The sequence below is a fragment of the Paenibacillus macquariensis genome (genome assembly GCF_900156375.1).
Taxonomy (GTDB): Bacteria; Bacillota; Bacilli; order Paenibacillales; family Paenibacillaceae; genus Paenibacillus_AQ; species Paenibacillus_AQ macquariensis.
In genome coordinates this window covers 1-16,233 of sequence record NZ_FTNK01000017.1, presented here as the reverse complement: position 1 = coordinate 16,233, position 16,233 = coordinate 1, and the positions used below count along the sequence as shown (strand labels likewise).

The following is a 16,233-nucleotide window of genomic DNA, read 5'->3' as shown; positions in this document are numbered from 1 at the left end:
AAACCGGTTTCGAACTATACCAAATAAGGAGTTGTTCACAAATGAAACAAGTTAAAATGATCGTCACAGCTAAGGATTCAGGAGAACGTTTAAGCGATAAGGGGAGCCTAGCTGTTCTAACTCGGGATGCCGGTGTTGTGGCAGATGTGGAACTTGATCCAAGCACAACTTATCAAAGTATCGTTGGATTTGGAGGAGCATTCACGGAAGCTGCTGCATACACCTTGTCTCGTGTAAGTGATGAGAAACGAGCAGAGGTCATTCGTAGTTATTTCGATCCTACTGAAGGATTGGGCTATAACATCGGGAGAGTACATATTCATAGCTGCGATTTCGCTCTTGGTAACTATACGTATGTGGAAGATAACGATACAGAATTAACTACATTTGATATAGCGCATGATCATCAGTGGGTGTTACCGCTAATTAAGGATGCGATGAAGGTGAAGGGGGGCGAGATCACCATGCTAGCTTCGCCTTGGAGTCCTCCGGCTTGGATGAAGACGAATGGGGAAATGAATAACGGTGGCCAATTGAAACCAGAATACGCAGCAGTATGGGCACGTTATTACACTAAATTCATCGAAGCTTATGGCAAGGAAGGCGTTCCAATCTGGGGGATTACCGTTCAGAATGAGCCAGCTGCCGTACAAGTATGGGATTCCTGTATTTATAGTGCAGAAGAAGAACGTGATTTCATTAAAGATCATTTGGGTCCAATCATGCATCAAGAGGGTCACGAAGATGTAAAAATTCTAATCTGGGATCATAATCGTGACATCATCGTAGAAAGAGCATCCGTTGTACTATCTGATCCAGAAGCAGCTAAGTACGTGTGGGGTACAGGAGTACACTGGTACGTAAGTGAAGAATTTGAGAAGGTGGGTCAGGTGCATGATTTGTTCCCTGATAAACATCTACTATTCACAGAGGGATGCCAAGAAGGTGGCGTAAAGTTGGGTGAATGGTTCACAGGTGAAAGATACGGTAGAAATATGATTGGGGATTTGAATAACTGGATCGAGGGTTACTTAGATTGGAATATCGTACTGGACGAGACAGGTGGACCTAACCATGTAGGTAACTTATGCGATGCCCCAATCATAGCGGATACGTTGACAGACACGATTCACTACAATAGCTCTTATTATTACATTGGACATTTCAGTAAGTATATTGCGCAAGGGGCTGTACGTATTGGACAGAACTCCAAAGTAGATAGCTTACTCTCTACAGCGTTCTTAAATCCTGACGGTACGATCGTACTGGTTGTCCAGAATGAGACGGATGATGTGCAAAAGGCAACCATCGGCCTAGGAGATTGTATGTTGGAAGCTGAGTTAAAAGCGCATTCTATCGTCACTTACATTATGTCTAAGTAGGAGTGAATATCATGTCAAAGTACTATTACGAGAACAATACGTTTGTTATTGAGCAATTCGACCAAGCCAAACCATTCTCAAGCTTCCTACCAGGTATGGCGGGATTGAAGGGGATTCCGATGTGGACGTTCTACGTCAATCGTGGCCAAGGGGTATGTAGCTTCGGGATTCGGGATAAGAATTCAGCGATCATGGAATTCTCACCTGCTAGTATTACTTACAAGAACGTTGCAGCTAATGGATTTCGAACGTTTGTCAAAATCCAAGGACAAGACAGCATCTACGAGCCGTTTCAAACGGCTCGTCCTGATACACAAGCTTCTCGCGTGATGAGGATTTCACCGAATGGACTCACCATCGAAGAGACACATGAAGCGCATGGACTGAAGACGGTGGTAAATTATTTTAATCTACCGAATGATGATTATGCCGCGTTGGTCCGTCAGGTAGAAATTATTAATATTAGTAATAAATCTATTTCATTAGAATTGCTAGATGGAATGCCAGAAATTCTTCCGTACGGCGTGGAGAACGGTGGGTTCAAAGAGATTGGTAACCTCCTACGCAGTTGGATGGAAGTCTATAATCTAGAGAATGGTATTCCGTTCTATCATGTACGGTCTAGTACTGCAGATGAGGCACAAGTTAGCCAAGTCACGAGTGGACATTTCTATTTATCCTTTACAGGAGAAGGAAAGAGAATTGCTCCAATTGTAGACTTTGAAGTTGTATTTGGTGGGAATACATCCTTGATGTATCCGGATAACTTCGCTTCTGCTTCTCTCGCTGAGATTAACCAACAGCCACAATATCCGGTCAATAAAGTACCGTGTGGCTTCAGCGGGGTAACGAAGAACCTTGCTCCTAACGAGAGTCTAACCGTGAACACCATTATCGGCCATGTGAATGATATCGAGAAAATCAATGCCAAGGCAGATATGATATGTACGGCTGAGTATATTGCTCGTAAGCGAGAAGAAGCGAGTAGCTTAGTTGAAGATTTGACGTCAGACATTGCAACATATACATCATCCGAACTATTTGATGCCTACGCGAAGCAGTCTTATATGGATAATTTCCTCCGTGGAGGCTATCCGTTTATTTTGGATAATGAGGGAGAGGGCTTTGTTGTACATCTCTATTCTCGTAAGCATGGCGACTTGGAACGGGATTACAATTTCTTCTCACTCGCTCCTGAATATTACTCTCAAGGTAATGGTAACTTCCGGGATATGAATCAGAACCGTCGTAATGATGTGTTCTTTAACCCGAAGGTGGGTACGTTTAACATCAAAATGTTCTTCAGTCTGATGCAGGCGGACGGATATAATCCGCTCAGCGTACAGGGATGTAGCTTTAATGTCGTGTCTGAGAATGAAAGTAAGCTTAAGGAATTGCTCAGTAGTACAGTTGCAGATCATCATGAGGAATTAAGGGGGTTGTGTAGCGGGAAATTCACGCCAGGGAAAGTTATTAATTACTTAGCTGATCATGCTGTACAGCTTCATGTAAGCGAAGAACGTTTGCTAAGTGGCATACTGGCTCTTTCACAGCAGAATATCGAAGCCGGTTTCGGTGAAGGATTCTGGTCCGACCATTGGACTTACAATATGGACTTAGTGGACGGCTACCTCGACATATTCCCGGATAAGAAGGAAGAACTTCTCTTCGGAGATGAGACCTATGCTTTTTACGATAGTGCTGCTTATGTTCAACCAAGGTCTAAGAAATATGTTGTGCTTCATGATCAAGTTCGGCAGTATGATGCGCTGATCGAGGATGAGGATAAGCTAGAGCGTCTTGGACGGAAAATGAATGATACCAATTGGTTACAAACAGAGGGTGGCAAGGGCAAGATTTATCAGACAAATCTGTTTAGCAAAATCGTATCGTTAGCCTTAAATAAATTCGCTACGTTAGATCCATATGGTATGGGTGTGGAAATGGAAGCTAACAAGCCAGGATGGAATGATGCAATGAATGGTCTTCCAGGGTTGTTTGGCTCAGGTATGAGCGAGACATTTGAATTGAAGCGTATGGTGACTTTCTTGTTAGTAAGTGCGAAGCAATTCGGAGAGAAGTCTATTCGCTTACCTGAAGAAATAGCTGATTTGTTCCATGCGGTTCATCGTGCAGTCGTTAGCTATCAAGACGATCAGCTAGATTCATTCACTTATTGGGATAGCGTAGCGTCCCTTCGGGAAGCTTATCGTGATCGGATTCGGTATGGCATTACTGGAGTCGAGCAGGAGGTATCCTTGAACGTGATCGAAGAAGGATTCTCCGCATTGCTAGTTAAACTAGATGAAGGCATTGCGAAAGCAATAGCACTAGGTGATGGACTTACGCCTACGTATTTCCGGTTTGAAGCTACGGAATTTGAAAGAATCGTAGACGAGAATGGACAACCGGATTTGAATAGTAACGGGCTTCCTAGAGCCAGAGTACTGCATTTTGAAGTGTCCGCATTACCACATTTCCTCGAAGGCCCAACACGTTGGATGAAGACGTTGAGTGATCCACAACAGGCCCAAGAACTATATGACCGCATTAAGAAGACAGAGCTGTATGATAAGAAGACCCAAATGTATCAAACGTCCGTTAGTCTAGACTCAGAAGGTCATGAAATTGGACGCATGCGTGCATTCACACCGGGTTGGTTAGAGCGAGAATCCAATTTCCTTCATATGACTTATAAATATTTGTTAGGCTTATTGAAAGCGGGCCTTTACGAACAGTACTTCGGGGAATTGAAGACATCACTAGTTCCTTTCCTTGATCCGGCTGTGTATGGACGTAGCACGTTGGAGAACTCCTCATTTATTGCTACGGGTGGGAATCCAGATCCTGCGGTACATGGAAGGGGATTTGTAGCTAGATTGAGTGGATCTACAGCAGAATTCCTAAGTATGTGGAGAATGATGATGGCGGGCTCGAAGGTTTTCACTGTGAGTGATGGCGAATTAACACTTACGCTAACTCCAGCATTGCCAGGTTGGTTATTTGATGAGTCAGGGAAGGTATCCTTTACTTTCTTAGGAAACACACAAGTGAGATATTACAATGCTCGTCGAGTAGATACATTCGGTACGAATGCTGCCAAGATAAGTAAGATGAAGCTGCTTAAACGTGACGGTAGCACAGTCGAATACGATGGAGCTGTCATAAGAGGCGTAGAGGCGTTAGCCGTACGTGATGGTGAAGTCGAAGCGATAGAAATCTTCATGGATTAGTATGTAATCAGCAGATCTAGCCGAGGTGCTAAGGTCACTGACAAATAAGGCGACTTACCATTCGTTTCAGAATGAGAAGTCGCCTTTATTTATATTCTAGTATTTATTTCTCCATAGGAAACCTAAGCATGACCTGCGTTCCTTCTTCTATAATACTGCTTAAGATTAACCCATATTGTTCTCCGTACATCAATTTTGCGCGATCATTCACATTCTTGAGCCCATAACCTTTGGACTGGGATTCAAGCAAGAGACTAAGCCGTTCTTGCGGAATTCCGATGCCATTGTCCTTTACCTCAAAAATAATGCACTCATTCTCCAATTTTCCTGAAAGCATGATTGTTCCGCCTTCTTCTCGGTTCTCAATACCGTGAAGGATAGCATTTTCAATCAAGGGTTGAAGCATCAAGTTTGGCATATGGTAGATGAGAATCGCGTCATCGATTTGATATTCTACATCGAAGCTGTTGCTGTGCATAATAAGCTGGATTTTCATATAAGATTGAACATTAAGAATTTCGTCCGAGACTAGAATCATATTGTCGCCTTTATTGAGCGTAGTACGATAAAATGTCGATAACAACTGAGCCATTTCACTAATATCCGTCGCGCGAATTCGCAGTGCCCGCCAATTGATAAGCGAGAGCGAGTTGTACAAGAAATGAGGGTTGATCTGAGCCTGTAACGCTTTCATCTCATACTCTTTGCGGGCGATTTCCTTCACATATACGCTATTAATCAGTTCTTTCGTTTTCTCGACCATGTTCCCAAATCCTCTAATTAAGTCACCAATTTCATCTTTCGAATCGCTAGAGATGTTAACTTCCAATTGTCCCTCTTCCACCGTCCTCATGTTATTACGCAAACGTTCAATTCGTGTAATGAATTTACGGGAAAATAGGCTGCTAGCCACAGCTACAGCTACAATGCAAGCTACAATAATGAGCAGGATGGTTAAGACAATCGCCCAAGCTGAATCTGTTATTAAGTTCGTAGGTTTATATAAAATAACGTTCCATCCCGCAGTGGCGATATTGGATTGTAGTACAGTCTCCTTGGTGCCCCTCCAATACATTTCATCAACAGGTTTATCTGTGATTTGGGACAAGGTGTCCCCTTGCATATCATCCGTGGCATAAATTACTTGTCCGGAAGAATCCGTTATGAGGATCTCCGCACCTTGCGATTGTAAAGTCTCAAAGGGTTGAAATAAACTGTCTTTATTGATGTGTGCGAGCAAAACATTATCTTTGGGATCTATTTGTTTGGTGTCGATGATGCGTCGAACACTGTACATATTATGGTTATCGGATACCCACTGGACATCGGTCGATTTCATGACACCAGGATACCAATCCATGTCTATAATCTCATCGATGGGCAACACGGTTTGTCCATGTTGATGTAGGTTACTCCCCGTGTATAATGTAATGCGTTCAACGCCCACATTCAAAGAACGAGCTGTATAGAAATTTTGATCAATGACATTGACCAACTGGTCGTACATTTCAAAGGTACTGGTATACGTATGATTGGCAGCATTCACAATCTCCTGGTCGAAGCTGAGGTAATTCATTATCTTATTGTAACCTTCAAGTTGGCTATTTAATGTCAGAGCACTTTGTTGTAGCGCAGCATTTAAATCAGATTTGGACTGCTCAATCAGGAGTGATCTGGTTTGTGAGTAACAAAATCCCCCCAATACGACGACAGGAATCATGCTAATGAGTAAAAAAGCTAACTTGATTTTAGTTTGAAATTTCATGTTATGAATGTATTCCTTAAAAGTCTGCCAGGTTCGCATATTAATTCTCTCCATAATCAAGGGACTTCTGGTTAGACTGTCGGAATTTCTCGGGAGTATGTCCGTAGAAATCCCTGAAATTCTGGCAGAAGTAAGAAATGTTACGATAACCGACGGCACTACATATATCTGATATTTTCAGATGCGTATTGGTCAGCATTTCCTTCGCTTTTTGCATCCGCACGTTTTTAATATATTTATTTAACCCGCATCCGGTTTGCCTCTTGAACATCGAACTCAGATAATGGGGAGACAAATACACTTTGGTAGCAAGAAGTTCCAGACTGAGATCATCGGCATAATTTTCTTCAATATATTGTTTAGTGGCTGAGATATCATGATTATGAGCGGGCTCCATTTGGTTGGAATCCTGTTCAAGTCGAGTGATGCCTTCTATAATAATAGCCTTGATATCTCTCAAATCTTCAGACATGTATATTCGTTCAATGCCTCTGTTTAAATCCATTTCAGAAGCGGTTGTAGTAAATCTCATCACTTCTTGATAAACGGTAGAAAACGTATGTTTCACATATAATTGAGAAAACTGTACCTGTCTAACATATTTTTGATAAAGAAGTTCTGTATTGGCTCTGAGACTGAAATGATCTCGCTCTTTCAGACTACTCCGTATCTGTTCTAATATGTGGTTGTCTGCTAGATTGGGGAACCCTTGATCAGAGAAAATCAATTCATTCTTAGCATCGAATACGAAAGTATCTGGTAAAAAGAATCGATATTCCATCCACTTCTCCAATTGGGGTAGTATGCCAGCTAGATCTTGTATCGCAGTGAGTTCCTCGTTAATCGCGAGGTAACAATTCACTCTATATTTAATCAGAATATGATCGTGTATACACGTCGCTAATTCACGATAAGAAATAGGTGAGATCATATCGTGCCCAGGAAATAGTAGAAGACTCTGACATCCATTCAAATTCAAATAATCGGCTGGGCATCCCAATAGGGACAGTAGAAAGTCTTCAAATTCCGGACCCACATTTTCAAAGAAGTCTTTCTCGAATTCAAGTAACATTACTGTATGATAATGAGTTGGCAATCCGAGCGAGAACCCTTTGATAGAGGGTTGTTCTCCGATACCATTAACCAGGGTGAATAGAATATGTTTCTTCACTAAGGCTTGTTTCATTTGGGATGCTTCGTCTTTATGCTGTCGTTCCGTTAACTCCCCGATAACTCGTTCCATCGTATTGCGAAATGCTTCCACATTGACTGGCTTAAGAAGATAGTCGGAGACACCTAGAGCAATTGCTGTCTTAGCGTATTCAAATTCTGCGAAGCCGCTGAACAAGATTACCTTCATATTAGGGTGTAGCTTTAGAACCTCTGTAGTTAGTTGCAATCCATCCATCAATGGCATTCGCACATCGGTAAATAGGATATCAACGGATTGCTGTTCTAAGTAATCAAGCGCTTTACGACCGTTTTCTGCCGTCTCCAACTTGAGGGGGAAACCGAGTTCTTGAATAAGGAAGGAGATCCCTTCCCGTTCTTCCTCATGATCGTCTACTATCAACATTGTTAACATTTATGTTTTCCTCCCAAGCTGCTATAGAGGTTGTTCAAAAAGTCATCTTGTGATCACGAAGTATAACAAGAAGCGTATTCGACATCTGACTTTTTGAGATCGCACTAGTAGTATTCTATTATATCACTTACAGAAGGAGCAATTTCACTTCGTAAAAGTGAGTATTATTTGGTATAAAACGCAATTTATTGGTGTTTACGATCCCTAGGGTAGAATCTTAAAATATAGAAGTAAACTATATTTCAGAAGAGATAGTGTAATGGTTTCTTCTTGGGTTAAAGGCAAGCCGGCGCTTTGAACCCACTATCTATTACAATCCAAGTTATTACATCAGGGAGGTTCTTGTTATGTTACTAAAAACAAAGCGCACATGCTCCGTTGTTCTAGCATCATTATTAGCGATATCCATTGTCGGTTGTTCGAGCGCTGACAATACCAATAACAATACGGCAGTTACAAATTCGGATGATCCAGCATGGGTGGAAGCAAAGACGACTCCATTTGGCGCATATCCTGATACGGTTACGTATTCCGTGGGACAGATGGCAACCAAATTTACGCAGCTTTCTGGATCACCATATGAGAAGGACAATGCTACAAACAATGCATGGACAAGATATTTCAAGGATAAACTCAACGTGCAAAACACAACGAAATTCGAAGCAAATGATGGGACGGACTATAATCAAAAGGTTTCGATGGCCATTGTAAGTGGTGATATTCCGGATCTTATGGTTGTTCCTGATTATGCAACTTTGCAACAACTTTATGAAAACGATCTCATTGCTGATCTTACCGACGCCTATAAGAACACTGCCAGTGACCGAATCAAGGAAATTTATGATTCTTACGGTGGCCGTGTTATCGATAATGCAACATTTGATGGAAAAATCATGGCGATTCCTACGACAGAAATCTCGCACGGTCCTGGTATCCTTTGGTTGCGTAAAGACTGGATGGACAAATTAGGTCTTGAGGATCCCAAATCTATGCAGGATGTTGAGCATATTATTGCGCAGTTCGTAGAAAAAGATCCAGGTGGAAATGGCGCTGGAAAAACGATTGGTCTTGTTGTTGATAATGAGAATGTTGCCGGAGTCTCTGGTGGACAGTACTCATTGAATAACATCTTCTCGTTGTATGGCGCATACCCGAAACAGTGGATTGATAATGGAAGCGGACAAGCCGTATACGGATCCGTTCAACCTGAAATGAAGCCTGCGATTACGAAGATCGCGGATATGTATAAGAAGGGCTTGATCGATCGTCAATTAGCTGTACGTACAGGTGATGATCGCAAAGCACTACTTACTAGCGGAAAAAGTGGATCGTTCCTTGATAACTGGTGGGGTAGTTGGACTGTAGCGGACTCTATTAAATTGAATCCGGATGCGAAGTGGGTTTCTTATGTTGCACCACAATCAGAGGATGGATCTGTAACTATGTTCACAGGTAATCCTTCAAGTAGTTACCTTGTTGTTCGCAAAGGATTTGCCAATCCTGAACTTGCTGCTAAAATCGTGAGTCTTCAATATGATTATCAACGATATCAGGAAAAAGACCCAGCAACGTTAAAAACATTTGCGGATTATAGCTCACTTAATGTAGCAGGATCTCCAATATCGATTAACATCGATTATTACGATGCCTTTTACCGTAATGTTGACATTATGAAAGAAGCGTTAGCAACGGGAGATACAAGTAAATTAACGATGAATAATGATATAAGCGCGTATAACTCATACAAGAAATATCTTGAAGATGAGAAAAATGGCGTGAAGATGGATTCAAACGCATGGGCTGGTTATGAGTCCAGTATTACGACCGCAAGCTTGGTTAAAGAATCAAACATCAAAGAAGTAAGTCCGGTATTCTTCGGAAGTACGCGTTCCATGCCATTGAAATGGCCAACATTAACAAAAATGGAGCTTGAAATGTATTTGAAGATCATTACTGGAGATCAGACTCCTGACGCATTCGATCAATTTGTGGCTAGCTGGAACAAAACGGGCGGAGAAGTCATCACGAAGGAAGTTAATGAAGCAATTACATCCAAATGACGTTGAAAGAGTTGATCCTAAATGAAAAATAAAAAAGATCAGAGAGCGTTCCACCTCATGCTCGCACCGGGTATGATATTCCTAATTATTTTCTCATTTATTCCGATGTTTGGTATCGTGATGGCATTTCAGAACTACATTCCCGCTAAAGGAATTAGCGGTTCGTCATGGGTAGGGCTTGATAACTTTAAGTTCATGCTCCAGATTCCAGACAGCAAGCAGATATTTGCTAATACAATCGTCATTGCTGTATGGAAAATCGTTGTAGGTACTATTGTGTCCATCGTGTTCGCCTTACTATTGAATGAGATTCGTGTTAAGACCGCCAAGAAATTCATGCAGACCGTTGTTTATCTGCCGAATTTCTTATCATGGGCCATATTGGCTACCGTCGTGATGAATATATTCTCATACGAAGGTCCAGTAAATGCAGTATTAGGATGGTTTGGTATCGATCCTGTCTTATTTATGGCTAGCAATGACTGGTTCAGATCTATGCTAGTATTCACTGATGTATGGAAGGGCTTCGGATATGGTTCAATTATATATCTGGCATCTCTAACATCTGTAGACCCAGGGCTGTATGAGGCGGCTTCCATTGATGGAGCCAATCGATTTAAACAGCTGTGGTATATCACACTACCTGGACTAATGCCTACGATTTTACTTGTTACGACTTTAAACTTACCTAACGTATTGAATGCCGGATTTGACCAGATTTTCAATCTGTATAATCCGCTTGTGTACGAAACAGCCGATATCATTGATACCTATGTTTATCGTGTCGGACTCGTAGAGAGACAATATAGTTTGGGAACGGCAGTTGGACTATTACGTTCAGTAGTCGGAATTATTTTGATTCTTTCCGCCAATAAGTTGGCTCAAAAACTTACAGATTATCGTATTTTCTGAAAAAGGGGGTGGCCCTCATTACCGCTGAAAAATTAAAGAGCCGCATTGCGGATTGTATTATCTGGACAATGCTGCTGGCATTTACCTTGTCCTGTCTTATTCCCTTAGTCAACTTGTTAGCTATTTCATTCAGTGACAACGCGGCGGCTTCCGCAAACCTTGTTAGTATTTTTCCTGTTAATTTTACATTCAGCTCATATGAAAAACTGTTGTCGGACACCCAATTTTGGCGTTCTTTTATGATATCAGTAGAACGGGTATTCTTGGGTATCATCGTCAATATGTCATTAATGATTCTTACCGCCTATCCGTTATCTAAAAGTTCAAAAGTATTTCATGGACAGAAAATTTACATGAATCTCGTTATTTTCGCAATGTTATTCTCGGGTGGTCTGATTCCTACATTTATGGTAGTGAAAGAGCTTCATCTGTTGGATTCCATTTGGTCGCTAATCTTACCAGGGGCCGTGCCGATAGGAAATGTCATTTTGCTTATGAATGCATTCCGTGCGGTGCCGAAGCCTTTGGAGGAAGCTGCAACGATAGACGGAGCTTCACAGTGGACCATATTGCTTCGTATTTATATTCCAGTGGTTATGCCTACGCTTGCTACGGTTATGCTGTTTACAATCGTTGGGCATTGGAATGATTATTTCGGAGCTTTGGTGTATATTAATCAAGCTGCCAATTATCCTTTGCAAACCTATATCCAGCAGCTTAGCGTAGAAGTTCAGAATGTAACCGATCCTGCTAAATTGATGGAATTGGCCAAAATTTCTGATAAGACTTTGAATGCTGCCAAAATTGTTGTTTCCACATTGCCTCTGCTTATTATTTATCCTTTTATGCAGAAGTATTTTGTATCAGGGATCGTAGTTGGCTCAGTTAAAGAATAAGCTAATGACGAAAGAATAGAACATATTTATAGGGCCGCTATGAAAGTTCATAGCGGCCTCGTATTTAAAATGAACATAAATTTTATGCAGATATAATCGCAGATGAGAAAGGTTTGAGAGAGACAATGAAAAAGACATGGTGGAAAGAAGCGATAGGTTATCAAGTGTATCCAAGAAGTTTTATGGATTCGAACGGAGACGGAATCGGCGATATTCAAGGGATGATATCGAAGCTGGATTATATTAAAGATCTAGGCATTGACGTTATTTGGATTTGTCCAATGTATAAATCCCCGAATGATGATAATGGATATGACATTAGTGACTATCAAGACATCATGGATGAGTTCGGAACGATGGAAGATTTCAATTCTTTACTATCGGAAGTCCATAAGAGAGGCATGAAGTTAATTATCGACCTTGTCATCAATCATACGAGCGATGAGCATCCTTGGTTTGTTGAATCTCGCTCTTCGAAGGATAATCCAAAGCGGGATTGGTATATCTGGAAAGATGGTAAACAAGGTGAGGAACCTAACAATTGGGAAAGTATTTTCAGCGGTTCGGCTTGGAAGCATGATGAAGTGACCGATCAATATTATCTTCATATTTTCTCTGAGAAACAGCCTGATCTGAACTGGAGCAATCAAGAAGTTCGACAATCGATTCACCAAATGATTAATTGGTGGTTAGATAAAGGAATTGATGGATTCCGTGTAGATGCGATCAGCCATATTCATAAAGAAGAGGGCTTGATGGACATGAACAATCCAGAAGGTCTGAAATACGTTGCCTCTTTTGATAAACATATGAACGTGAAGGGGATCCAACGCTATTTACAAGAACTGAAAGAAGAAACATTTTCTAAATACGATATTATGACGGTTGGGGAAGCCAACGGCGTGAGTACGGAGGATCCTGAAGACTTGATCGATTGGATTTGTGAGGATAAAGGCAAGTTCAATATGGTATTCCAATTCGAGCACATGGGGTTATGGAACCATACAAGCGAAGGTAGAAACCTAGATATTCTAGGGTTGAAGAGAACATTAACGAAGTGGCAGAAATCGCTTGAAGGCATTGGTTGGAATGCGTTGTTTATTGAGAATCATGACCAAGCTAGAAGAGTCTCCGTATGGGGAAATGACGATGAGTATTGGTATGAAAGTGCGACAGCTCTTGCCGCCATGTATTTCTTTATGCAAGGTACTCCGTTTATTTATCAAGGTCAGGAACTTGGGATGACGAACGTTCAATTCCAAACGATTGAAGAATACGATGATGTCGCTGATCGGAATATGTACCGTTTGAAGAGAGAAGAGGGCATTCCTCACGAAGAAATCATGAAGATCATTTGGGCCTCAAGTCGAGATAATTCAAGAACACCTATGCAGTGGTCTTTAGAAGAAAATGGAGGATTTACGACAGGTAAACCTTGGATGGGAGTAAATCCAAACTATAAACACATTAATGTTCAGGATCAGCTTCAAGATGAAGGTTCCGTTCTGAATTTCTATAAGAAGATGATTAAGATGAAGAAAGACAATGATATTTTCACATATGGTATCTATGATCTTCTGTTGCCGGAACATCCAACAGTATATGCTTACACACGTACATTAAACGATGAACAGGTGCTGATAATCACGAATTTGTCTGACAATACGGTGGAACTGAGTGAGAAAGATTGTAATCTAGCGGATGCGTTGTTAACTCTCGCTAACTATGTGGATTGCGAGAATAGCTTATCCCTGCGTCCTTATGAAGCAAGAGTATATCAAATGAAATCATAGAATTGTTAAATGGGAGGTTAATACGAATGAATAATCAGATGAATACATCTATTTTGGATGAAATGAAAATATTCGTACCCAGCGAAGCTAATCGCGCAGTCTCTTTCACGAATAAGGAGGCAGCATATTACTTCACGCAATCTCATGAGACCAATCATGTGGAGCATGCTTTCTTTGAGGGAATGAATATTGCTAAGAATAGAATTTTCGGTGGGTACACACTATTTACAGGCGAGGCTATGCTGGATAATCGAAATTCTGAAGTCTGGGTATATCCATATAAGATGATTCGTACGCATAAAGATCTGACGGAAGAGCTTTGGATGTTTGATTATAAGAATATCATAGAAGTGAATCTTGCAGGTGCAGAGCAAGCTATTGGTATTTCCTTAAAGGGAGACCATGTTGAATATTTGAACCAACAAGATGATATTGCCTTTTTCCGCTCCATGGGGGGAGATTGGATTATCGCTGTAAGTGCAAAGAATAGCCAACCCTTACAGCTTGAACAGCAAATTGTGTATACCTCTGTAGATGCTGGTGGATTCTATATCGCTGTAGGCAAGACGTCCGATGAAGCAGCGGCCTTGATTCATGATACGAGAGACAATAGTGTTAATCTGAAGAATGAACGGTTTAAGCGCATGGAGGATTTCTTGAATCATAATGCCTATTTAACAAGCGATAATGACACGCTTACCATGGCTTTGAATTGGATGAGTATCACGATGGACCAATTGGTCACTAGACAACAAGGTGATGGTATTTATGCTGGTTTGCCTTGGTTTAATGAATACTGGGGTCGTGATCAATTTATTTCAGTTCCGGGAGGAACGTTAGTGACGGGACAATTCGAGACCGCTAGAAATATCTTGCTGTCATTTGCAGTATTTCAGAACACGGACGAGAACTCTAAATATTTTGGTAGAGTGCCCAATATCCTTGCCCCTGAGAATATTGACTACCACACGACGGATGGTACACCACGTTTTATTATTCAATTGCAGGATTACGTTAAATACTCAGGAGACACGGCCATCATCAAAGAGCTATACTCCGCTGTACGCAACAGTATAGAAGGAGCCATTAGGTACTGGGTTGATGATAAGGGATACCTGATGCACGCAGATAATGAAACTTGGATGGATGCTCGGGATATCAATCTGGAATCGTACTCTCCAAGAGACACTCGTGCTAATGACATTCAAGCGCTTTGGTATAATCAGCTACGGGCGGGTGTATACTTTGCTGAATATATGAATGATACGGTTCATGTTGATAAATGGAACGGTATTGCTGACAAGTTGAAGGGTAATTTCGACTTGGATTTCCGAGATGATACACATACCTATTTGGCAGATCGTTTGGATGCAGAAGATCAACCGGAATTCTCATTGCGTCCGAATCAATTGTTTGCTTTTGAAATGTTTGAAGATACTGAATTTAAATGTAAAGCAACTCGTACGGCATGGGAAGAACTCGTATTTCCATGGGGCGTTGCTTCTCTAGATAGACATCATCCTTATTTCCATCCGTTTCATTTAACACATCATTACCCAAAAGACGAAGCGTATCATAACGGCACGGTCTGGACCTGGCTGAATGGCATTGCCATGCAGCGCATGATTGAAGTTGGGCAAATTGAAACGGCATATACACTTTTCAAGAACATGAACTGGCAAGCCTTGAATCTTGGAGTCGTTGGTGGACTTCCCGAGAACATGGATGCGTATCCTCAAGACGGTCAGACGTGGGCGAAACTTACAGGTGCGTATCTACAAGCTTGGTCTAATGCCGAGCAGTTACGTGTGTGGTATCAGTACTTTTTAGGCATCCGGCCTGATTTGATTAATCATACCCTGACGATTGCTCCTCGAATTCCTGAAGAGTTACAAGTGTTGGATTATCATGTGAAGGTTGGAAAGGGACACATTGAGGCGCACTTCACCCGTAACGTTGAACACACATACCGTTATTCCTTTATTGATATTGAGATTCAGGCTGTGATCGACATATCACCGTTCGAGGTTGTGCAGATTCACGTTGAATCTAATTCGGAATTAACGGTATGTCAGACAGAAGATTGCTTAACGGTTATACTGCGGGATGCGAATCATAACGTAGTGAAGGAGACCCAAGTATCCAAATCTGCATCACGTGCCGAGCAAGATGAGCGGAACAATCAATTGCTACAAGATGTCAAGTTCGCAACACCATTAGGCTTAGAGAATCATCCTGTTATTAAGTTATAAATAAGAAGAAACCGATAAAGGCGACTTTCCATTCAGAGTGAACTGTGACCGTATTTGTGGAAAGTTTGAAAAAGAAGACCTTCCTTAGGCAGTGAGCAGATGACTTCTGAATTCATCAGGAGTCATCTTTTTTAATGCCCATTGATATCGTTCAGAGTTATAGTAAGTGATATAGTCATCGACTTGTGCTCGTAACTCCGTGAGGGTCATACATGACCTATACTCTAAATCATCCTTCATATGGCCGAAGAATGTCTCCATGGAGGCGTTATCCCAGCAGTTACCTTTACGGGACATGGACTGTGTAAATCCTGCTTTACGGACGAGAAGACGGAATTTGGGGTGTGTATAGTGC

10 protein-coding genes are annotated in these 16,233 nt (G+C 41.4%); 7 read left to right on the top strand and 3 right to left on the bottom strand.

Annotation, left to right across the window (positions count from 1 at the left end; genetic code table 11):
- The first annotated feature begins 41 nt into the window (after window positions 1-41).
- Window positions 42-1,382, top strand: coding sequence for a glycoside hydrolase family 30 protein (locus BW961_RS22955; RefSeq protein ID WP_068592620.1), 1,341 nt, complete (start codon window positions 42-44; stop codon window positions 1,380-1,382).
- 11 nt (window positions 1,383-1,393) lie between these two features.
- Window positions 1,394-4,615 (top strand): cellobiose phosphorylase, encoded by a 3,222-nt coding sequence (locus BW961_RS22950; protein WP_068592622.1) that lies wholly within the window; start codon window positions 1,394-1,396, stop codon window positions 4,613-4,615.
- A 103-nt stretch (window positions 4,616-4,718) separates the two neighbouring features.
- Here the strand turns inward: BW961_RS22950 and BW961_RS22945 are convergent, their stop codons facing one another.
- Window positions 4,719-6,380, bottom strand: a complete 1,662-nt coding sequence (locus BW961_RS22945; protein WP_169810375.1) for a sensor histidine kinase — start codon at window positions 6,378-6,380, stop codon at window positions 4,719-4,721.
- 40 nt (window positions 6,381-6,420) lie between these two features.
- On the bottom strand, window positions 6,421-7,965 hold the full coding sequence (locus BW961_RS22940; RefSeq protein ID WP_068592626.1) for a response regulator: 1,545 nt from the start codon (window positions 7,963-7,965) through the stop codon (window positions 6,421-6,423).
- 347 nt (window positions 7,966-8,312) lie between these two features.
- Here BW961_RS22940 and BW961_RS22935 point away from each other — a divergent pair, with 347 nt between their 5' ends.
- The 5 genes from BW961_RS22935 (at window position 8,313) to BW961_RS22915 (ending at window position 15,878) form a co-directional block, all read left to right on the top strand.
- Window positions 8,313-10,025, top strand: coding sequence for a type 2 periplasmic-binding domain-containing protein (locus BW961_RS22935; RefSeq protein WP_068592629.1), 1,713 nt, complete (start codon window positions 8,313-8,315; stop codon window positions 10,023-10,025).
- Between the two features lie 21 nt (window positions 10,026-10,046).
- The gene (locus tag BW961_RS22930) at window positions 10,047-10,937 is read left to right on the top strand and encodes an ABC transporter permease (protein ID WP_068592631.1); all 891 of its coding nucleotides are present in this window, start codon (window positions 10,047-10,049) and stop codon (window positions 10,935-10,937) included.
- A 239-nt stretch (window positions 10,938-11,176) separates the two neighbouring features.
- On the top strand, window positions 11,177-11,833 hold the full coding sequence (locus BW961_RS22925) for a carbohydrate ABC transporter permease (RefSeq protein ID WP_342190493.1): 657 nt from the start codon (window positions 11,177-11,179) through the stop codon (window positions 11,831-11,833).
- 125 nt (window positions 11,834-11,958) lie between these two features.
- Complete coding sequence (locus tag BW961_RS22920) at window positions 11,959-13,626, top strand: glycoside hydrolase family 13 protein (RefSeq protein WP_068592633.1); 1,668 nt, start codon at window positions 11,959-11,961, stop codon at window positions 13,624-13,626.
- Window positions 13,627-13,652: 26 nt separating this feature from the next.
- Window positions 13,653-15,878 carry an amylo-alpha-1,6-glucosidase gene (locus BW961_RS22915; protein ID WP_068592635.1) on the top strand — a complete coding sequence of 742 codons (2,226 nt, stop codon included), beginning with the start codon at window positions 13,653-13,655 and terminating at the stop codon, window positions 15,876-15,878.
- An 84-nt stretch (window positions 15,879-15,962) separates the two neighbouring features.
- On the opposite strand, the gene BW961_RS22910 is transcribed toward BW961_RS22915, so the two are convergent.
- The coding region (locus BW961_RS22910) for an IS3 family transposase (RefSeq protein ID WP_139331722.1) at window positions 15,963-16,233 on the bottom strand (271 nt) is incomplete at its 5' end.